The organism is Mesorhizobium sp. M1403, from assembly GCF_040317695.1.
In the GTDB taxonomy this organism is placed as follows: Bacteria; Pseudomonadota; Alphaproteobacteria; order Rhizobiales; family Rhizobiaceae; genus Mesorhizobium.
Genome location: NZ_JAMYKY010000007.1, coordinates 137,025 through 157,546, shown reverse-complemented (window position 1 = coordinate 157,546; position 20,522 = coordinate 137,025). Strand labels below are relative to the sequence as shown.

16 protein-coding genes and 1 riboswitch are annotated in these 20,522 nt (G+C 61.7%); of the genes, 4 read left to right on the top strand and 12 right to left on the bottom strand.

Going from position 1 to position 20,522, the window contains the following annotated elements:
• Positions 1–48: 48 nt before the first annotated feature.
• From NKH01_RS14975 to NKH01_RS14960, 4 genes are read right to left on the bottom strand one after another with little or no spacing between them, the layout of a single operon-like run.
• Entirely contained in the window at positions 49–1,614 is a 1,566-nt protein-coding gene (locus tag NKH01_RS14975) for an adenylate/guanylate cyclase domain-containing protein (protein ID WP_352481731.1), read from the bottom strand.
• Positions 1,615–1,638: 24 nt separating this feature from the next.
• Positions 1,639–2,010, bottom strand: coding sequence for a response regulator (locus NKH01_RS14970; protein ID WP_023717114.1), 372 nt, complete (start codon positions 2,008–2,010; stop codon positions 1,639–1,641).
• A gap of 2 nt (positions 2,011–2,012) precedes the next feature.
• Positions 2,013–4,799 (bottom strand): ATP-binding response regulator, encoded by a 2,787-nt coding sequence (locus NKH01_RS14965; protein WP_352481732.1) that lies wholly within the window; start codon positions 4,797–4,799, stop codon positions 2,013–2,015.
• Positions 4,796–5,557, bottom strand: a complete 762-nt coding sequence (locus NKH01_RS14960; protein ID WP_023717112.1) for a Tll0287-like domain-containing protein — start codon at positions 5,555–5,557, stop codon at positions 4,796–4,798. The genes NKH01_RS14965 and NKH01_RS14960 overlap by 4 nt, the downstream gene beginning before the upstream one ends.
• 213 nt (positions 5,558–5,770) lie before the next feature.
• Between NKH01_RS14960 and NKH01_RS14955 the strand changes: the two genes are divergently transcribed.
• Positions 5,771–6,289, top strand: a complete 519-nt coding sequence (locus NKH01_RS14955; protein WP_353020798.1) for a CAP domain-containing protein — start codon at positions 5,771–5,773, stop codon at positions 6,287–6,289.
• A 48-nt stretch (positions 6,290–6,337) separates the two neighbouring features.
• Here NKH01_RS14955 and NKH01_RS14950 read toward each other — a convergent pair whose 3' ends face one another.
• From NKH01_RS14950 to NKH01_RS14925, 6 genes are all read right to left on the bottom strand, one after another.
• Positions 6,338–9,022, bottom strand: coding sequence for an EAL domain-containing protein (locus tag NKH01_RS14950; RefSeq protein ID WP_353020797.1), 2,685 nt, complete (start codon positions 9,020–9,022; stop codon positions 6,338–6,340).
• Positions 9,023–9,194: 172 nt separating this feature from the next.
• Entirely contained in the window at positions 9,195–10,730 is a 1,536-nt protein-coding gene (locus tag NKH01_RS14945) for a DHA2 family efflux MFS transporter permease subunit (RefSeq protein WP_352642906.1), read from the bottom strand.
• Positions 10,731–11,043: 313 nt separating this feature from the next.
• Entirely contained in the window at positions 11,044–12,222 is a 1,179-nt protein-coding gene (locus tag NKH01_RS14940) for an HlyD family secretion protein (RefSeq protein ID WP_353011245.1), read from the bottom strand.
• Positions 12,219–12,698: a MarR family winged helix-turn-helix transcriptional regulator gene (locus tag NKH01_RS14935; protein WP_353020922.1), complete on the bottom strand. Its 480-nt coding sequence runs from the start codon at positions 12,696–12,698 to the stop codon at positions 12,219–12,221. The genes NKH01_RS14940 and NKH01_RS14935 overlap by 4 nt, the downstream gene beginning before the upstream one ends.
• Positions 12,699–12,854: 156 nt before the next feature.
• Positions 12,855–13,763: a LysR substrate-binding domain-containing protein gene (locus NKH01_RS14930; RefSeq protein WP_353020796.1), complete on the bottom strand. Its 909-nt coding sequence runs from the start codon at positions 13,761–13,763 to the stop codon at positions 12,855–12,857.
• 103 nt (positions 13,764–13,866) lie between these two features.
• On the bottom strand, positions 13,867–14,172 hold the full coding sequence (locus NKH01_RS14925) for a hypothetical protein (protein WP_353020929.1): 306 nt from the start codon (positions 14,170–14,172) through the stop codon (positions 13,867–13,869).
• Here NKH01_RS14925 and NKH01_RS14920 point away from each other — a divergent pair.
• Complete coding sequence (locus NKH01_RS14920) at positions 14,056–15,303, top strand: FAD-binding oxidoreductase (RefSeq protein WP_353020919.1); 1,248 nt, start codon at positions 14,056–14,058, stop codon at positions 15,301–15,303. The two genes, NKH01_RS14925 and NKH01_RS14920, sit on opposite strands and share 117 nt — an antisense overlap.
• Positions 15,304–15,343: 40 nt before the next feature.
• Here NKH01_RS14920 and NKH01_RS14915 read toward each other — a convergent pair whose 3' ends face one another.
• Positions 15,344–16,270 carry a GNAT family N-acetyltransferase gene (locus NKH01_RS14915; protein WP_353020795.1) on the bottom strand — a complete coding sequence of 309 codons (927 nt, stop codon included), beginning with the start codon at positions 16,268–16,270 and terminating at the stop codon, positions 15,344–15,346.
• A 16-nt stretch (positions 16,271–16,286) separates the two neighbouring features.
• Positions 16,287–17,084 (bottom strand): ABC transporter ATP-binding protein, encoded by a 798-nt coding sequence (locus NKH01_RS14910; protein ID WP_353020793.1) that lies wholly within the window; start codon positions 17,082–17,084, stop codon positions 16,287–16,289.
• A 92-nt stretch (positions 17,085–17,176) separates the two neighbouring features.
• A riboswitch (cobalamin riboswitch) is annotated at positions 17,177–17,381 on the bottom strand.
• Positions 17,382–17,720: 339 nt separating this feature from the next.
• On the opposite strand from NKH01_RS14910, the gene NKH01_RS14905 reads away from it, so the two are divergent.
• Together NKH01_RS14905 and NKH01_RS14900 are read left to right on the top strand one after the other, a co-directional pair.
• Positions 17,721–18,854, top strand: a complete 1,134-nt coding sequence (locus NKH01_RS14905) for an efflux RND transporter periplasmic adaptor subunit (RefSeq protein ID WP_353020792.1) — start codon at positions 17,721–17,723, stop codon at positions 18,852–18,854.
• The gene (locus NKH01_RS14900; protein WP_353020790.1) at positions 18,851–20,425 is read left to right on the top strand and encodes an FAD-dependent monooxygenase; all 1,575 of its coding nucleotides are present in this window, start codon (positions 18,851–18,853) and stop codon (positions 20,423–20,425) included. The genes NKH01_RS14905 and NKH01_RS14900 overlap by 4 nt, the downstream gene beginning before the upstream one ends.
• Positions 20,426–20,522 lie beyond the last annotated feature (97 nt).

The window sequence follows — 20,522 nt, the reverse complement described above, 5'->3', positions numbered from 1 at the left end:
TCCAAGCATCGCTTCGCGAAATTCCCTGAGGGTTAGCCATTGTTCCGATCAGTGTTGAACGAGATAGGTTTCAATCCTGCCGACACCTGCCAGTTCTACATTACAGCGCGGTTCGAGCTTCCAGGAGGTGTGCAGGGCCTGCTTGGTTGCCTCCGAAATCTGCATGCGGTCGGCCACGCCCTGGGACTCGAGCCGGCTTGCAATATTCACGGTTTCGCCCCAGACGTCGTAGACGAACCGATGCCGGCCGATCAGGCCCGCGATCACCGGTCCCGTGTGCACGCCAATGCGGATCCGAAAACCATCGTTGCCCCACGCTAAGGGCTTCAACGCGTCCAGCATGGATTTCCCCAGTGCCACGATCCTGTCGGCATGGTCAGCTGCCGGTTCCGGAACACCGCCCGCAGCCATATAGGCGTCTCCGATGGTCTTGATTTTCTCCACGGCATGCTTCTCCGCCAAGACGTCGAACGTGCTGAATAGCCCGTCGAGGCGTTTGATCAGGTCCGACGGCGGCAACCTTGCCGCTATGCTCGAGAAACCGACAATATCGGCAAAAAGAATGGTCACTTCATCGAACCGGTCGGCAATGAACTCTTCGCCCCGTTGCAGCCGTGCCACGATCTGACCGGGCAGGATCGCATGGAGAAGCGAGTCAGCCCGCCGCTTCTCCGCCTCGATCCGCTGAAGATACTGGTGCTCGCGGTCGAGCCAACGTTTCTTCTCCAAACTCGAGTTGATCCGGGCGCGCAGCAGGACCGGATTGAAAGGTTTAGGCAAGTAGTCGTCGGCCCCCGCCTCGATGCAGCGGACCACCGCGTCCACTTCGTCCAACCCCGATATCATGATGACAGGGATATGCCGCCATCGGCGCTCCGCTTTCAATCGCGAGAGCACCTCGATGCCGTTCATGTCCGGCATTAGGACGTCCAGCAGAACTAGGTCGAACTCGTGTTCCGCGAGGTGAGTCAGCGCCGACGGACCGGACTCGGCAGTGACTACCTGATGACCGTCACGTTGCAAGCGGCGCGAGAGGAGACCGCGGTTGCTGGTGATGTCGTCGACGACAAGTATGCGGCCACCGTGACCGGAGCTTGCGTCGTGCTCTGCCTTGATCAGTGCCCGTTCGAGCCCTGCCACATCGATCTCAGCCTGATCCGTGGTCCGCGGTTCCTCGCTGTCGGGTGCGCGCGAGAGGCCGGCAATCGCATCGACATGCGCCAGCAACTCAGCCGCCGCGGCGAGCATCACCCTGACATCCTCTTCCAGCGCGTATTCGTGCAATTCTTCGGCTTCTTCACGAATCATTTCGGAATAGCCGATGATGGCGTTGAGCGGCGTTCGCAAGTCGTGGCGCAGTTTCGCCTCGATCTCGACCCCTGCCCGGTTCTGATTGTCCGCTTTGCCGTGGATCAAGCTGTCGATCAGGCTACTCAATTCGCAAGCAGCGGCGCCAACCTTCTCTAGATCCGGTCTCATGTGGGCCAGACCGAGGTCCTGCACCTGCTCGGTTAGCAACTCCTGAAATCCTGAGATTGCCCGCGCCGGTCCGGCGAGCTGTTGCGCCAGATGGACGGCGATCGCATGGCGTTGGAACTTGTTCTTAGCAGGCATATTTTCAAACCGTCGGTCCGCGCCTCATCGATTCGCGGCAAGCAATTGTTCAATTTTCTGGACAAGTCGCGACAGGTCCACCGGCTTGCTATCGTAGTCATCGCAGCCTGCCTCGAGTGCCATTTCGCGATCGTTGGCCATCGCGTGCGCAGAAAGCGCAATGATCGGGATCCCGGAGGTGGCCGGATCAGCCTTGATCCGCCGGGTCGCCTCCCACCCGTCCATGACCGGCAAGCTCATATCCATGAGGATGAGATCGGGCCTTTCCGAAACGGTGAGTTCCACGCCCGACTGTCCGTTTTCCGCAATGAGGACTTCGAACCCACGCCGTGACAACCGCCGCAAAAGCATGTCGCGGTTCAATTCGTTGTCTTCTACCAGAAGGATCCTCGTCATCTTTAGCTTCCTTCAGCCATGGGGGCGGTTCCGCGATCGGCAATGCTGGCACCTGTCGACCCAAGTGGGAAGATCTGGCGCTCGAGGGCCTCGACCAACTGAGACCGACTATTTGCGCCCTTGATTACAACCGCGACCGCCCTGTCGCGAAGCCACTTGAGCTCGTCCGCCGATAAATCCTTGGAAGTCACGACGACGACCGGAATGTTCTGAAGCTCGGGCACCTGCTGCATCTCGTTCAGGGTCTGGAACCCGTCCATTTCGGGCATCAGCAGATCAAGCAGGACCAGACGCGGTAACAACCGCTTCATCAGCTTGAGGCCGCGCAGGCCATCGCTTGCCTCGTGAACCCGCCAATCCTTCTTGATCAGGATACGCCGAAGGAAGTCGCGGGAGGCTTGATCGTCGTCAATAACAAGCACATCGCGGTTGCCGCCGCCGCAAGCCTCTATTGTTCGTATAAGCTTCTGGGTGTCGATCGGCTTCGTGAGGTATTCGACCGCACCGAGTGAGAGGCCGAGTTCGCGATCTGCAAGTATCGTCGCAAGGATTACCGGAATCTCGCAGAGCTCCTTATCGCCCTTCAGTGAGCGCAGCACTGACCAGCCGTCCTGATGCGGCATGATGATGTCGAGAACGATTGCGGCCGGGCGATGCGCTCGCGCCGCGGCTATGCCTTCCTCGCCGCTTGCTGCTTCGATTGATGCCAGTCCCGCCTCAGCCAAGGACCTGGCGATGAGAGTTCGGGCGGCTGGTTCGTCATCTATGATCAGAACCGCCTGCTCCGAGGGCCTCGACGACAGCGGCTCGGCGGGTTTCTGCTCGCCAGGTTCTTCGTCGCACTCGGCTGGAATCTCCATTGTGAAAGTCGAGCCTTTTCCGAACTCGCTTTTAACGGTTACAACGCCTCCGATCATGCGGCAGAAACTCCGGGTTATGCTGAGGCCCAATCCCGTCCCGCCGTAGTTGCGAGTGGTGGAGGCGTCTGCCTGCGTAAAAGCATCAAAGAGCCGTTCTTGCTGCTTTGGCGTCATCCCGATCCCGGTGTCGGACACTGTGAATATCAGCCAGTCGCCGTCCGATCTCCTCTCGCGTCGAATCGCCAGTGTTACACGGCCCCCCTCGGTGAACTTGGCTGCGTTACTGAGGAGATTGAAGAGGTTCTGACGCAACTTCGTCTGGTCCGAATGCATCTTCCCGAGGTCGCCCGCGAGGTCCATAACGAAACTGTTTCGGTTTTTCGCCATCAGTGGCGCGACTGTGGCCTGGACATCGCGCAACAAGTCGGCGACGTCGAAAGTCTCGAGGAAATTTGCCATCTTATTTGCCTCGATCTTCGACAGATCGAGGATGTCGTTGATGAGCGCGAGGAGATGGCGACCGGCCCCGGCGATCTTTTCCACATCTGGCACGAACTCATTCATTTGCTGGTCGCTCGCCTCTTCGATCAGCATCTCGCTGTAGCCAATGATCGCGTTCAGTGGAGTGCGCAGCTCGTGGCTCATGGACGCGAGGAAGCTGCTCTTGGCCTCATTTGCCGCTTCAGCATGACTCTTGGCCCGCTCGAGTTCGACCTCTCTCTGCTTCAGTTCCGTGATGTCGGTGTAAACGGCGACGGTCCCGCCGTCAGGGGTCTTTCGTTTGCTGACGCGGACCCAGCGTTCTCCGAAGCGACCCTCGTGGACGAAGCCTGCCGGATCCTTCTGGATGCGCAGCCTCTTCGCAATCCATTCCTCCGGCGACGCGCCCTCAAGGTCGACGTGCCCGCTCGCCAAGCGTCTTTTCAGAATATCCTGAAGGCTTTGCCCCGGCAGAGTAGCTCGGTCATTGTCGGGAAAGATTTCGCAGTATTTGCTGTTGGCAAGAAGGACCTTGTCCTCCGAATCGAACAGGACAAATCCGTCAGAAATCGCCTCGAGTGCCGCTCCGATCGTCCGTCTTTGCCGCTCCGCCTCATCCTCCAGTCGTTGCTTTGCAATTGCGCTCGCCCGGAAAAGCCGAAGCGTCCGCGCCATCGCGCCGAGCTCGTCCCCTCCCTCTGCCTGTATTTCGACGTCGTAGCGTCCTTCCGTCAGATTTCCGATTACCCGGTTCAGCCGCCGCAACGGTCCGACGATCGAGCGAAGAACAAGGATGGTGAGAAGTGACCCGATCATCACCACGATGGCCACCAGAACGGCAGCAGTAGTCGCCGTTTTCTGGGTTTCCGTTACGACCTCGTTGCGAGCGGCTTCTGCCTCGGCGCTCGCTCGGTCGACGAGTTTGTTAAGCGCAGCATCCACGTTTGCGCTGTGGGTGCGCGCCTCGGCGAGGAGAGTGTTGCCGATGATGCGGTTGTCTTGAGTATAGCTGTCTGCCGCCTCCAGCGCTGTTTTGACATAGGCATCCATCTCAACGCGGATTTCCCTGACCGCATCCGGTGATGATTTCGAAAGGCGGTCCAGATGTGCCAGTAGTCGCTCGCGCGCCTGCTCGGCATTACGCTGGGAATTCATCAACAAGCTAACCGACAGATCAGTCAGCCAGTATCGCAATTCGCCGAATGTTGCGTGCGCCGCAGCCGCAGTGGACGCGGCGTCGAAAAATGCTTTGGTCTCCGCAGTTCGATCTGCACTGCGATAAAGTGCCTGTGTGAGAAAGATTGACGATACGATAAGGCTGATAAGGCCGGCCGCTGTCAGCGCAGCTATGCGGGCCGAAATCGGTAGATGGGCAAAGGGACGCGCAAAGGGCCTCGCCGGCGCCGATACCGTTTCCACGCGGTGCGGTGATTGTTCCAAAGCGCTCATTTGAACAAGACGATGCTTATCGCGCCTCCCAGATCGCCCGCTTTGCCGCCCTCCTTTGGGTATCCTGTCACGTCGATCTCGCCCTTCGGCTCGCCGTGGCAGGAAAGACACGAGCCAGTATAGTATTCGGGCAGCAGCATTCGAAATGCAGGGCGCCCATCCGCCTCGGTGACTTCCGTGTAGGCTTCTCCCTTTGCTCTCTGCGGATCCAGCAAGACGCTTTCGATGATCCGTGCTTCCCATGCGTCCGGAAGCGATTTGCGGTTGCGCACGAGTTGCTCTGGCGCGGTCACGCGCACCCGAGCTTCATTGCCGGCCTTGGCAGCGAACTTGTCATTCATCAGACGCGCAAACACCGCCGGCACGAAGCCTTTGAAAGCGGTTCCCGCGCGGTTGATGTTATCCTGCTGTTCGTCCACCACCTCTCGCATCGCCTCAATCTGGGCCTCAAGCAGACGCCGGTCGCGCTCGGTCAATCCGCCCGAAAGCGGGTCGTGGCCGGTGTGTTTTGAGTATGCGGCGATGGCTTCTCTCGTAATGCGCTCACCGTCGAGGTGCTTGTCGCCAAGAGCAGGATCATTGATGAGCGTCTGATAGTTCGAGATGATGCTTCGCCCCGCACGGAGCAATTCCGCGAGTCGCGTTCCCGTCACGACATCCTCGGTAACTCCCGCTCCGATGGCAGACGACACGACGAGTGCGCAGCCGACAAGAACAGCGGCAATGAAAGTCCGGGTCAACGTTGACATGGCGGACATTTCCGTTCCCTTCAAGGACGGCCTTTAGGGTATATTAGCATAACACGATAAAAGGCGGGGACCCAGCGGCAAACTTTGCTGGTTCCGCAACGAACAGTCTGGGCGACTTGCGACCCGCGAGCTCGGCCCTTTTTGTTGCGCTGTGGGTCGGCTTGAGCGAGATTCTAATCGCCTGCCCGGCAAAAGCCATGATCACCGCTATGTCAGGCGGGCATGACCGTTGCGAGAATTGAAAATTATGAAGACAAACCAAGCCTGAACAGGCGCATGCTGCTCAGAGCTGCCGGCCTTGGTGCCCTTGCCGGGCTCGCCGCCTGCGCAACCGCCGTGCTGCCCACCGGCGAAGGCGCCGGTGTCTCTGCTTCCGCGGCCGGCACCCTGAGCGGCATTCGGGCCTCAGCCGGTCTTGGACCGCTTGTCGCCGATCCTCGTCTCGAACAGGCGGCCTTGCAGCAGGCCGGCTACATGGCGCGCCGCGGCCGCATGAATCACACCACCGGCTGGGGCAAGGACTTTGCCTCGCGCGTCAAAGACAATGGCATTGCCGGCGCTGCCGCCGAGAACATCGCCGAAGGCCGCTTCGACCAGCAGAAGCTGTTTGATATCTGGGTGCATTCGCCAGGCCACCGCCGCAACATGCTAGACCCGCGCTTCACCCGCTTCGGCCTCGCCTATGTACGCGACGGCCGCGACAACACGCTTCGCTACTGGTGCCTTGTGCTCGGAAGATAGCACGGTTTCGCCTTTGGTCGGCGGAGTCCGTGCCGGATGACCGAGCCGTCAGTCTTTGCGGCCGCCGAGCAACTCCTCGATGTCCTGCGCACAAACCGGTCTGCTGAAATGATAGCCCTGCATTTCGTCGCAATTGTTCCTGCGCAGGAAGGCCACCTGATCATCTGTCTCAACGCCCTCGGCGATGACCCTCAGGTTGAGATTTTGCCCCAATGAAATCACCGCGCTGGCCACAGCCTGGTCGTTCTCGTCGGCGGCGAGGTCCTTGATGAAGGACTTGTCGATCTTCAGCCGCGCCACGGGAAAGGTTTTGAGTGCGCTGAGGCTGGAATAGCCTGTGCCGAAATCATCGATCGAGATCTGGACACCCAGGCTTTGCAGGGCGTTCATGGTCGCGACGGCGAGCTCGATATCCTGCATGATAAGGCTCTCGGTCACCTCCAGCTCGAGATACCTGGCCTCCAGGCCGCTGTCCTTCAGCGCGCTGACGATGCGATCGATCAGGTTGCGCTCCCTGAATTGCCGCGCCGACACATTCACGCAAACGGTCAAGGGCGGCAGCCCGGCGTCTTGCCAGGCTTTGTTCTGCCGGCACGCCTCATGCAGAACCCAGTCGCCGATCGGTACGATCAGACCTGTCTCCTCGGCGGTCGGGATGAACATCGTCGGCATTATCGTGCCAAGCGTTGGATGGTTCCAGCGTATCAGCGCCTCGATCGCAAAAATCCGACCTGACCGAAGGTCCACTTGCGGTTGGTAGAGCAGAGTGAATTCCGAACGCGCCAAGGCGTTTCGCAACTCTTCCTGAAGCACGAATTTTTCATGCGCCCGGGTGTTGAACTCCGGAGCGTAAAACTGGAAATTGTCGCGGCCGAACTCCTTGGCGCGATACATGGCCGCATCGGCATTTGCCAGCAGCGTATCGGGATCAGTCCCATCCTTCGGATAGTTGGCAATGCCGATGCTGGCCGTCGCCCGCACAAGATGCGCCCCGAGCCGAACCGGTTCGGCGAGTGCCGACCTGAGCTTTTGCAAGGTCTCGGAAACGAGATCGACGTTCGCCGGCTGGTCGAAAAGCACGATGACGAATTCGTCGCCGCCAAGCCGCACGACGGTATCGGTTGCCCTCACGCAGTCGACCATGCGACTTGCGACGATCTTCAGAAGCTCGTCTCCGGCATTGTGGCCGAGCGTGTCGTTGACAAATTTGAAATTGTCCAGATCGATGAACACCACCGTCACCCAGCGATCGTATCGCTGGGCGTACAGGACCGCCTGCGAAAGCCGATCCTCGAGCAAGGCGCGATTGGGAAGCCCGGTCAGCACGTCATGATTGGCCATGAAGTGGATCCGGTCTTCAGCCTGTTTGCGTTCGATGGCGATCCCGGCGATGCGCGTGGTGAAATCGATCAGGCGGGTCTCGGCCTCGGTCGGTTCGCGCACCGTCATCGAATACATCGCAAAGACGCCAAGCACCGCGCCCTGATGCGACAGGATCGGGGTCGACCAGCACGAACGCAAACCGTGCGGCCGCGCGAGTTCGCGATAATCCTGCCAAAGCGGATCCTGCATGATGTCAGCGACAATCACCGGCTCGTGCCGATAGACCGCCGTTCCGCAAGACCCCGCCCGAGGGCCGACCGCGGCGCCGTCGACGGCGTCGGTGTAGTCTTTCGCCAGGCTCGGCGCGGCGGCGTGGCGCAAGTGGCTGCCATCCTTGTCGAGCAGCAAGACCGAACCGAATATCCCCGCCAGTTGGGACTCGACCAGACGCATGAGCCGCTCGAGCACGTCTTCGAGGGGAGCGCTCTTTGCGATCATCTCGAGGATATGCGCCTGCCCATCGCGAAGGATTTCGGCCTGCTTGCGCGCAGTGATGTCGCGGGCAATGCCGACGAGGCCGAAAATGTTGTTTTGAACGTTGCGCAATGGCAGTTTCGTAGACAGGAACCATTTGCCGGTGCCTGACGCATCGACGACGAACTCCTCCTCGTCGATCATCGGTTGTCCGTCGCGCATCAGTTGCTGCTCGACGAAGCGAAATTTCTGCGCAAGATCCGGCGCATGAAGGTCGAAGTCGCTCAGGCCGATCATGTCGCTCGTGCTGTCTCGACCGCTGTCGGACGCAATGGCTCGGTTGGCGACGACGAAGCGGCTTTCGGTGTCCTTCACCCACATGTAGTCAGGCACCAGGTCGATCAGCGTCTGCAAGGAGATACGCTCGTCGACGACCAAGCGGTTGGCGCTGAGCTCGCTGATGTCCTCGTGCGTGGCCACCCAGCCGCCGTCAGGCATCGGTTGATGGCAGACCTGAATTGTCCGGCCATCGGCGAGCTCAGCTGTCCAGTTCCCCGAAGCAGTGCCCGAATTGACTGCCCGGGCCAACGCCAGATAGGCGTCCGCATTCATTGCCGAGGTCCCGACAGCGACGCGCCGCTCGACGATTTCGCGCAGCGCCGCGCCTGGCTGCAATTGCTCCGGTGCAAGGCGATAGATTTCCGCATAGCGCCGGTTGCACAGGATCAGCCGTTCATCGGCGTCAAAAAAGCAGATGCCTTGCGAGATGTTCTCGATCGCGGTCTGGAACCGCAGTGCCTGGTCCTGAAGCGCTGCAATCGTGGCGCGAAGCTCGCGCTCGAGCGCCTCATATGAGGCCGTCGCCAGTTGTGCCAGCGTCGTCAAATTGGCGGATTCGGGCACTTCGGCGGTTTGCCTGGATGATTTCGTGGCCAAACACAGTTCCTCCCGCTGATGCTTGAGCAAGCAAAGGAGGCTCGCCTTCAACCCAAAAGCGAGTGCATATTGGTCGGGATATACTAATGGCAGGTGAACCGGCTCAACGCCGACGCGACCGGCACAGGCAACGGAAGCCGTGAGTCGGTCGCGGTTGCCGGAGCCGTGAGACTTAGTCCATATGCGCGGCAGGCGCTCCACCGGCGGGCGGCGCAGCCTTTGGCTTGCGCAGCAGGAAAACAAACGGGACGGCAAGCAGTGTCATCATCATCAGCAGCTTGAAGTCATTGACGTAGGAGACCATCATCGCCTGGATATTGACCATGCCATCCATCAGCGACAGCGCCGTCGGATCGCCGCCCGCCGCTGCCGGCGACGCCGCCCAGAGGTTGGGATTGAACGGATTGATATAGGCCGAGAGCTCAGCGTGGTTGATCTGCGTGTTGCGTACCAGCAGAACCGTCACCACCGACACGCCGATCGACGAGCCAAGATTGCGCACCAGGCTGAACAACGCCGTGGCATCGGTGCGGAAGCGTGCGTCGAGCGTGGCGAAGGCCACGGTGGACAGCGGCACGAACACCATTCCCATTCCAAGGCCCTGGATGACGCCGGAGCTGAGGATAAGCCAGTTGTCCATCTGCGGCGAGAAGCTGGACATCGTATAGAGCGATTGCGCGGTCAGCAGGAAGCCGATGACGACGAGGATCCTGGCATCGATCCTGTGCATGATCCGCCCGACGAACAGCATCGCGATCATCGTGCCGACACCGCGTGGCCCCAGGACGATGCCGATGGTGAGGGTCGGATAGCCGAAGATGGTCGACAGCATTGGCGGCAGCAGCGACATGCTCGCCAAAATGAGCACGCCCATGACAAAGATGAACGCCAGCCCGGTGACGAAATTGCGATCGAGGAAGATCTTCGGGTCGATAAAGGGGTGCTCCGCCGTCAACGTGTGAATGGTGAATACCCAGAAGCCGGTGATGGAAAGACCAAGCTCGATCCATATCTCGATCGAGGAAAACCAGTCGACCTCACCGCCACGATCGAGCATCAGTTGCAGCGCGCCGACACCGAGCGAGAGCATGGCGAAGCCGAAGAAATCGAAGCTGCGCACCCGCCGGGCAACGCTGGGGAGATATGCGGCCATGCCGAGGAAGGCGATGATGCCGACCGGCAGGTTGATGAAGAACACCCAGCGCCAGTTGAAATTCTCGGTCAGCCAGCCACCCAGCGTCGGGCCAAGGATCGGTCCCAGCATGATGCCGGCGCCCCAGATGGCCATGGCCTGGCCGTGGCGTTCCCTAGGGTTGATGTCGAGCAGGAAGGTCTGCGACAGCGGCACGATGGCCGCGCCGAAGACGCCTTGCATCAGCCGGAAGAGAACGATGGTCTCCAGGCTCCAGGCGATGCCGCACAGCATGGAGAAGACGGTGAAGCCGACCACCGCCGTCAGGAACAGCTCCTTGCGACCGAAGCGGTCGGCAAGCCAGCCGGTCACCGGCGTCATGATCGCGGCGGCAACGATGTAGGAGGTCAGCACCCAGTTGATGTTGTCGGGGGAGGCGCCGAGATCGCCGGTCATGGTCGGCAGCGCGACGTTGGCGATCGTCGTGTCGAGCGCCTGCATGATCGTCGCCAGCATGAGCGCAACTGTGATCAGGCCGCGGTGCGGTACTTCGCGAAAGGGTTCTGGGCTGCTCATGACGTAAAACTTCCAGCAGGTAACAAAAACGTGTACATTAGGTTTCCGGACGGCGAGGCCCTCGCTGCAGAGAGACCCTCATCGCGGTGGGACGCGAGCATCGATGTGGGGGTTACATCGACTGAGCGTCTCGACAAAGCGGGCGCCTGCCGCCCGGAAACCTGAGGACCGAAGATCCTGCGCAACGTTGTCTGGTTTAGCCAGGCCGCAGCGCAGCCCGTCTACGCATTCAACTCTTCCTGCGCCTCCCTCGGACCAATCCTGTCACCTGCATCCATCTCGCTGTTTGCCATGCGGCCGCTGTCAGGCCTCTTTACTTGGCCTCGCCTGCCGTGGCGCGGCGGAAAATGCCCGGCAGCCCGCGGGAAACGCCGGTGTCCACCGTGACGGTCGCGCTCATGCCGGTGCGCAGCGCCATCTTGGCGTCGGCATCGGTCAATTCCAGCCGGACCGGAATGCGCTGCGTGACCTTGACCCAGTTGCCGGTGGCGTTCTGCGCGGGCAGCAGCGAGAACTCGGCCCCGGTGCCGGCGCCGATCGCCGTGACGGTGGCTTCGAACGTCTTGCCCGGATAGGTGTCGACCACGATTTCGGCCTTCTGGCCCGGCTTCATGTTTGTGAGCTGGGTTTCCTTGAAATTGGCGTCGACCCAGGTGTCGCCGGTCTCGACCAGCGAAAACAGCGGCGTGCCCGAACCGACATACTGGCCGACCTTGAACGAAGCGGCCTGGCTGACGATGCCGTCGGCAGGCGCCTTGACCGTGGTCTGGACCAGATCGTAGGCCGCCTTGTCGCGTGCGGCGAGCGCCGCCATTACCGTTGGATGCTTGTCGGTCTCGATGTCGGGATTGCCGCCAAGTGCCGCCTTGGCGCTGACGATCCCTTGCTGGGCCACGGCCAGTTGCTGCTTGGCCTTGTCGAGGTCGTTCTTGGCCTCGTCCAGCGACGACTTGGCGTTGATGCCCTTGTGGGCAAGGTCGGCGGCGCGGTCATATTGCGACTGCGCGTACTGGACCTGGCTTTCGTCGGACTTCTCCTGCGCCAGCGACTGGCTGTAGGCCGCACGCAGCTGCTCGACATTGAGCCGCGCGCCCGCCACAGCCGCGTCGGCTTGGGCCAACGCGATCCGGTAGGGCTCGGGATCGATGGCGAACAACACGTCGCCCTGCTTGACAGACTGGTTGTCGAAAATGTCGACCTGAACGATGCGGCCCGCCGTATCGGCGGCTATCGACACCTTGGCCTGCTGCAGATTGGCGTTTTCGGTCTCCTGATAGCGGCCGCCGGTCACCCAGACATAGCTGCCGCCGGCGATCAACGCAGCGGGCAGCACAAACATCAAAAGGAAGCGGCCGGCACGGCGCTTCTTCTTCAGCGCCACCGGCGCCGGAGCTACCTGCGCAGCGACCGTTACCGGAGCTGCCGCCGGCTTCGCGGGAGCTTCCATCTCCAGCTTGGCTGCATTCTCATCTACTTTGGCTACCGCGTTCATGCTGCTGCGCCTTCCGTATTCTTCAATTTTTCCGAGGGCGGCGTGTCACCATCTGCAAGATTCTGCACCATTGTCTCCAGCGCCTTGACCAGGACGCGGCGATCTTCCGGCGAAACGCCAACGAGCGATTCCTCATACACCTCGCCGGCAAGGCTCTTGACGTGGGCGTAGGCTGCGTTCGCCTTGGCGGTCGGGAAAATCATGCGCACTCGTCTGTCGGTTGCGTCGGGACGGCGCTCGATCCAGCCGCCCTCCTCCATGCGATCGACAAGGCGCGAGACGCTGATCGGCTCGATTTCGAGAAGCTCGGCAAGCCGCGCCTGCGCGACACCCGCCTCCTTGGCGACACGGACCAGAAGCCGCCATTGCGCCGAAGAAAGGCCGAAACCACTGGCGCGCGCCTCGAAGCGCTTGCGCATCAGGCGCTGCACGTCGTGGATCAAAAAGCCCAATCTGTCGATGCCGTCGGAAACCATGAGCGACATATATAATAAGCGTGCTCATAATTCAAGGAGCCGGATTGTGCCAGTAGCCGGCAAATGTGCATGGCAGTCAGTGCGGGGCGATCGTGGTTAGCAATTTATCACCCCGGGCGCTTGTGACGAGTATGCAGAAGATCGGCGTTCAGATGCTCAGACTGTCGATCTCATCCAGGCGGAAAAGGTTTCGATATGCGCTTGTCGGGGGTGATTGGCTACCCAGGCAAGGTAAAAGCCATAGCCTGGCAAAGAGAGATCATGTGCCTTGACCAGCCTGCCAGCCTCGAGTTCGCCACTGACGACCACATCACTGCAGATAGCGATGCCTTGGCCTGCCGCGACCGCGTCGATCGCGTGCAGCTCTTCGCGGAAACTTAAGTCCCATGCCTGGTTGGCATTGGGGATGCTGGGATCGATCGAGTGTGCGATCGCCAGCCATCGCTGCCAAGTCGGCGCTTCCGGGTCGCGGTTCGTCCAATTGAAATGGATGAGCGGGTATTGCAGCAGATCGGCGGCGCGCTCGATCTGTCGGTCACCTCCTGCGAACAGCTTCGGGCTGCATACCGGAAAGAATGCGTCCCGAAAAATTTCCTGCGCGGGAACATCCCGCGGCATCCTGCGCGCATAGCGGATCGCGACGTCGGCGTCACCGGCTCGCAGGTCCAGAACGGCGTCTGTCCCGATGATCTCCAGTGGAATGTTCGGATGCTGTTCGCGCCAATTCGACAGGCGCGGAACCAGCCATCGGCTGGCAAACGCATTTGGGCTCGTCACGCGCAACGGGCGTTGGCCAACACCGGCCGAGGCTGATGCTATAGCCGCGGCGAAAGCGTCGAAGCCGCTGCAAATTACCGGGAATAGCCGTTCGCCCACGTCTGTGAGCACGAGCGGGCGTGGGCGTCGCCGGAACAGCAGTTGCCCACAGACCTCCTCCAGCAATCGAATCTGGTGGCTGATGGCCGTCGGCGTCACTCCGAGTTCCGTCGCGGCCTTCCTGAAGCTCATCAGCCTGGCAGCGGCTTCGAAGGCGCGAAGCGACCCGAGCGGCGGAAGTTTTCTCATCCAGGCAGTTTAGATGAATTTGGCTCATCCAGCGACTGAGATATTCGATTTTGCAGCGAATGGCGCTGCATGAGATCATTATGATCCGACACATGTCGGTGAACTACAGCGGCCCTGTCCAACCGTGCCGGATCACGAAGGGTATCCCTCGATGAGCATGTTCAAGCTTATAGACGGTTCCGAGCCGAAGTTGCAGGCGCCAGATATCGCTCGGCTCAGGCAGGCGATTCGCGGCGATCTGATCCTTCCAGACGATCCCGGCTATGATCAGGCGCGCAGAGTTTGGAATGGCATGGTCGATAAGAGGCCGGCGGCTGTCTTCTATTGCGCCGAATCCAGCGATGTCGTCACGGCCGTCAACTTCGCCCGATCGCAAGGCTTCCTCGTCGCCGTCCGCGGCGGTGGCCATAACGTCGCCGGCAGTTCGGTATGCGACGGCGGCGTGGTGATCGATGTGTCACGCATGAAGCGGATCGAAGTCGACCCGATCCGCCGTGTTGCGCGCGCAGAAGCTGGCTTGAACCTGGGCGAGTTCGACGCAGCCACACAGGTCCATGGTCTTGCGACGACCATGGGTGTCAACGCGGATACCGGCATAGCCGGACTGACACTCGGCGGCGGGTTCGGCAAGCTTGGCCGAAAACATGGACTGAGCTGCGACAACCTTGTCGCTGTCGAAATCGTGACGGCGGACGGCCGGTTGCTCACGGCAAACGCGGCCGAAAATGCAGATTTGTTCTGGGGCATTCGGGGCGGCGGCGGCAATTTCGGAATAGTCACGACTTTCGAATACAAGCTCCATCCCGTGGGTCCGCTCCTCATCGCGGGATCGATGCTATACCGGTACGAAGAGGCACGCGAAGCGATGCGGTTCTACCGTGCGTTCTCGAGCGGCGCCCCGGATGAGCTGAGCCTGGATGCAGCACTTGTGACGGCGCCCTCGGGCGAACGCTTCTTCAGCATATCGGCGTGCTACATCGGCCCACTCGACGAGGGCCAGCAAATCATTCAACCTCTGAGAGAGTATGGCACGCCGGTTGAGCGCCGGATTGCTCCCGTCCCCTATCTTCAAATCCAATCGGCCGGGGACAGCCTCTTTCCGCGCGGGCGGCGCTACTACTGGAAGGCGCAGTTCATGCGCGAAATCACAGATCAGGCGATCGATACCATGCTTGCGGCTTACATGACTGCACCCAGCGAATCGCTTCTGGTCCTGCAGCAGGTTGGCGGCGCCATCTCGCGAGTACCGATGGACGGAACGCCCTACGCCAATCGGGATGCGCTTTACGATTGCTTCCCGATATCGATCTGGGACAATCCGTCTGACGACGAAACGCACATCCGATGGGCGCGCGACCTGTGGGATGCAATGAGACCGTTCTCGACCGGCGGCGTCTATGCCAACAATCTCGGCGAAGAGGGCACTGATCGGGTTCTGGCGGCTTACGGCGAGAATTATCCGAGGTTGGCCGCACTAAAGAACAAGTATGATCCCACCAATTTCTTTCGCTTGAACCAAAACATTAAGCCTGCGACCTGAGCGACCGCCGCAGGCCGATGCTCGAAATTCTGCGGCGCTGCTACAACTCCAGATTCCAGTTCTGGCCGACCAGATCCTTGCCGAAGGAATGGTGGCGCTCCTCGTTGGTCAATTTAAAGCCCGCAGCCTCATAGATGCGGCGTGCCGAAGTGAGCACGTCGTTGGTCCACAGCGTCAGTGTCCTGTAACCCGTGTCGCGGCAAAAACCGATGCATTCCTCGACCAGCCGCTTGCCGATGCCGAGGCCGCGCGCCGACGGCTCGACATAGAGCAGGCGCAACTTCGCCACCGCGTCCGACTGGCGCACGACGAAGACCGAGGCGCTGGGGATCGCGAACTTGCCTGATGTGAAGGGTTTGTCTTCGCCGGAGTCGTAAAGAAACACACGCGTTCCCGTGCGGTCGCCGATCTTTGCCGTGATATCGGCGAGCTGCGCCTTCCAGTTCGAAACAAGCTTTCCCGCCTCCGCCTCCTTGCCAAAAATCTTGCCCAGCTTTTCGACATCACCATAGAGCAGGTCCATCGAGGCGGCGGGGCGGTTCTGGTCGAGATGGACGCAACTTTCCGTCAGCACCAGCGTCTTGATACCGTGCGGGGCCAGCGTATCGGGCGTCACCTCGCCGCCAGGCTTCATGCCGTAATACCAGCCGGCGAAGAAGAAATCGGGCTCGACGGCGACGAGGTTTTCGAGGGTCGGGTATTTCGGCGCGAGTTCCGGGATCGCGCCCTGCTCGGCCTTGAATTCCGGACCGACCTTATACCATCCGGTGATGCCGGTCAGGCCGACGATCGATGGTTGCAGCCCCAGCGCGAAGGCCATCTCCGCCATGTTCAGATCTTGGATGACGGCGCGCTTCGGCGCGGCGTCGAACGTCAGCGGCGTGCCGCAGCTATCAACGGTTACCGGGAAAGCGAAGGCGGTCTCGGCAAGCAGGAGGGAGGCAAAAGACAGTACGAGGCGTTTCACGGATATTGCTCCTTGGTCAATCGGGATGTGAAGAGGCGCGGTTCGGAACGTCGAAGACCGTGAGTTCGCGGTCTTCGGTGGGATGGCGCAGCCAAAGCACGTCAACGCCAAAAATCTCGCGGATCAACTTCTTGGTCAGCGCCTCGCACGGACTGGCAAGTGCCTGCAGGCGGGCCTCGTTCATCACCGCGACCCTGGTGGCAAATGGCGTGACAAGCGACAGATCATGAAGCACCGCCACGACGGTCATGCCAAACTGCGATACGAGTTCGAGAAGGTCGCTGCGGGCGCGCGGATCGAGATGATTGGTCGGTTCATCGAGGAACAGGATTTTGGGCTCCTGGGCGATGGCGCGCGCCAGCTGGGCGCGTTGCCGCTCGCCACCGGATAGCGAGCCGATCGTGCGGCCGAGCAGCGGCAGCAGGCCGGTTCTGCGAAGTGCTTCAATGACGATGTCGCGTTGCTCGCTCCTCCGACGCAAGCCGGCATGCGGGACGCGCCCAAGCTCGACGTAGTCGATCACGGCAAGCCGCGGATCAGGCTGGTCGGTCTGGCCAACGACCGCCATGTGCAGTGCCCGCTCGGCGGCCGAAAACCTCTCCAGCCGGCGTCCGGAAAATCTCACATCTCCCGCGCTTGGCCGCAGCGTACCGCATAGCATGCGCAGCAGCGTCGTCTTGCCGGCGCCGTTGGGGCCGATGATGGCGAGGCGGTCGCCCGGCGCTATCGAAAGGCTCACCGCGCTGACCAGGCACCGGCCATTCGTCGTCGCGCTCAGTTCACACGCTTCAAGAAGAGGCTGGGAGGCGTCCAACTTACCGTCACTTTCTCAATGGCGACGGAAGGAAGCTGGACGGACCGGCCGACAAGACCGATGTCCACGTCTCCTCCCGGCACACCCCGTCCGGTCAACTCATGCTGATGGCAGGTCTCCTGGCTCGCGGGTCTTTGCGCCATCCTGCCTTCCCAGCCTTGCCGGCCAGTGGCACTTCGGATTTTGCTAACCGCTTACAGTTGCGGGGGCAGCCACGGCCTCGATCCGAAGGATCTCACCGTGTTCCCTTTTCACCCCTTGCCTCGCGACTCGGGGACCATCACCTTTCTACCGTAGATCTCGCCGACCGCGTCGCAATGGCTTTTGATTGGGCTCGCAGGCACCATCATGCCTCTGCTGTCAACACCGGCAGACCTGTGTTCCGGTTTTTCCCTGGATGCCCAATTCGAAGACCTTTCAATGGACCAGCACGGACGAGGTCGGTCGCCAAAACATCGGAAAATTTTCAGAATCCGATCGAGATTTCAGCGCTCGAAAAGCCGAATGAAAGCGTGCTGGTGAACGGGCCTATTGACCCCACGTTTTCGCGAAGGCGCCCGGCGCCGTCTCCAGCCAAGGATCATTGCCGTCTATTGCGCCCGTTCCGGCGCCGGCCGCCACACGGAAGGAGACAACATGACTGCCGCATCCAACAGCAGGTTGAAACGTGGCCTCGTTGGCGTATCGTTCGCGGCGCTCGCCTGCGCCGCCGCCGTCACCTGGTACGCCGCCAAGGGCGAGGCCGCGAGCGCAAGGCCGGATGTGCCGGGACCGAAGCTGGTCAAGGCCGTGAAGGTGAAGCCGGCGCCGCAGGCGGATAGCCGCCTCGCCATCGGCGAGGTCCGCCCGCAACGCGAAAGCGATCTCGGCTTCCGCTTGTCCGGTAAGCTGGTGCAGCGCATGGCCGCGATCGGCCAGACGGTCAGGAAGGACGAGGTGCTCGCCCGCATCGAAGACCAGGATTACCGCAACCGCTTACGCAGCGCCGAGGCCGATGTCGCGGCCGCGCAAGCCGTTCTGGTCGAGGCGCGTGCCGCCGAAGCCCGCCTCGGAGCGCTGCTCGCCAAAGGTTTCACGACGCGCGCCAGCTACGATGCGACGTTGAAGAACCTTCGCTCCGCGCAGGCCAAGCTGGACTCGGCAAGGATCGGCCTGGAGATGGCCAAGGACCAGCTCGCCTATACCGAACTGCATGCGGATTTCGACGGTGTGGTGACGGCGACCGGCGCCGAGGAAGGCCAGCTCGTCACCGTCGGGCAGATGGTCGTGCGCATCGCCGATCCGCAAGCCCGCGACGCCGTCTTCTCGATCGCCGAGGCAGCTTTCTCGAATGTCCGCAGCGCCGGGCATCCGCCGGAGATCATGGTCTCGCTGCTGAGCAACCCGGCGATCTCGACACCCGGCGTCATCCGCGAGGTGTCGCCTGTGGCCGATGCCGTCACCCGTACCTTCCAGGTGAAGGTTTCGCTGGGCAACGCCCCGGATGAAATGCGCTTCGGCAGCAGCGTCGCGGGCCGTGTCAACGAATCCAGCGCGCCTGTCGTGGTGTTGCCGGGAAGTGCGCTGTTCGACAAGGACGGCAAGCCGGCCGTGTGGGTCGTGGGCGCTTCGTCGGCCGTCGAGCTGAAGCCCGTCGTCATTGACCGCTACGAGACCGAGCGCGTCGTCGTCAGCGGCGGCCTGGCCGAAGGCGACGTTGTCGTAACCGCCGGCATTAACCGGCTGCGCGAACACGAAAAGGTTCGCATCGCGGCAGGAGAATCCAGATGAGCCCGTCACAAACGAAAGTCCTGATCGCCGGCGCCGGACCAACCGGGCTGACGCTTGCCCTCTGGCTCACCCGTCTCGGCATGCCGGTCCGCATCCTCGACAAGGCAGCAGGTCCAGGCGAGACATCGCGCGCGCTCGCCGTCCAGGCCCGCACGCTCGAGTTCCACCGCCAGGTCGGCATCGTCGAGGATGTGCTTGCTGCCGGCGTGCGGCTGGAGCAACTCACCGTACGCACGCCGGCCGGCATCGCCGCAAAGCTGCCGCTCTCCGACTTCGGCCGCGGCATCAGCCCGTACTCCTTCGCATTCGCGCTGCCGCAGGACATTCACGAGCGCGTCCTGATAACGCATCTCGAGCGCGCCGGCGTCGAGGTCGAGCGCAGCACGGAGCTTGTTGCCTTCGATGACAGGAGGGACTCGGTTATTGCCACGCTGAAGAGGCACGGTCGGACCGAGACTGTCAGCGCCGCCTATCTCTGTGGATGCGACGGCGCCCGCAGCACCGTGCGCCATGGGTTGAACATCGGCTTCCCCGGCGGCACCTACGAGCAGGCCTTCTATGTCGCCGACGTCATGGGCAGCGGCGCGGTCACCCGCAACGGCATGGACACGACGGTCAGCGCCTACGGTTTCGCGATCGTCATGCCGGTCAGGCAATCCGGTTCGCTGCGTCTGATCGGCATCGTGCCGAAGGCGCATGAAGCCGACGAGACGATCACCTTCGAGGCGATCCGTGCCGATGTCGAGCGCGACACCGGCATTGCGGTGGACAAGGTCAACTGGTTCTCGACCTACCGCGTCCATCACCGTGTTGCCGAACGCTTCCAGATCGGCCGCGCGTTCCTCTGCGGCGATGCCGGCCACATCCACAGCCCGGCCGGCGGCCAGGGCATGAACACCGGGATAGGCGATGCGGTCAACCTCGCCTGGAAGCTCGCTGCCGTGCTGCAAGGCCGTGCGGACCAGCGCCTGCTGGACAGCTACGAGGCGGAACGCATCGCCTTTGCCCGGAAGCTGATCGACAGTACCGACACGGCGTTCCGCTTCATCACCAGCCGCTCGCGCCTGGTCGGCCTGTTTCGCCGTTATCTGATGCCGAAGATCCTGAACTTCCTGCTTCACACGTCGTTCGGCTCCCGCGCCTTTTTCGGGTTGATCTCGCAGGCAGCCATCCAGTACCGCGCCGGGCCGATCAGCGCGGGCACAGCTGGCCAAATCCGCGGCGGCGACCGCCTGCCCTATGTCGCCTACGGCAGCGGCGACAATTTCGAGCCGCTGCGTTCGCTGGACTGGCAGGTCCATGTCTATGGAGAGACGAATGCCGAGTTCCGGGCGATGCTCGCCTCGACCGGCATCCCTATTCACGTCTTCGCCTGGTCTGAGAGGGCGAAGGCCGCGGGCCTCCACCGCGATGGCGCCTATCTGGTCCGGCCCGACGGCCATATCGCGCTGGCCTCCACGGTTCAGGAGGCAGCCGCGTTCCAGCGCTACCTCGCCGGGCTCGCGATCAGGCCACGGCTGGCCGAACGTGCGCCGTACCGGATTTCAGGCACCATGCACAGCCTGGCCTGACAGCTGAATCAAGCAGCGCCCGCCTAACCAGCGGCGCTGCCCAAATCCCGATCACCAATGTTCCCGACTGCCGGTGCAGACCGGTCGCGCGCCGCGT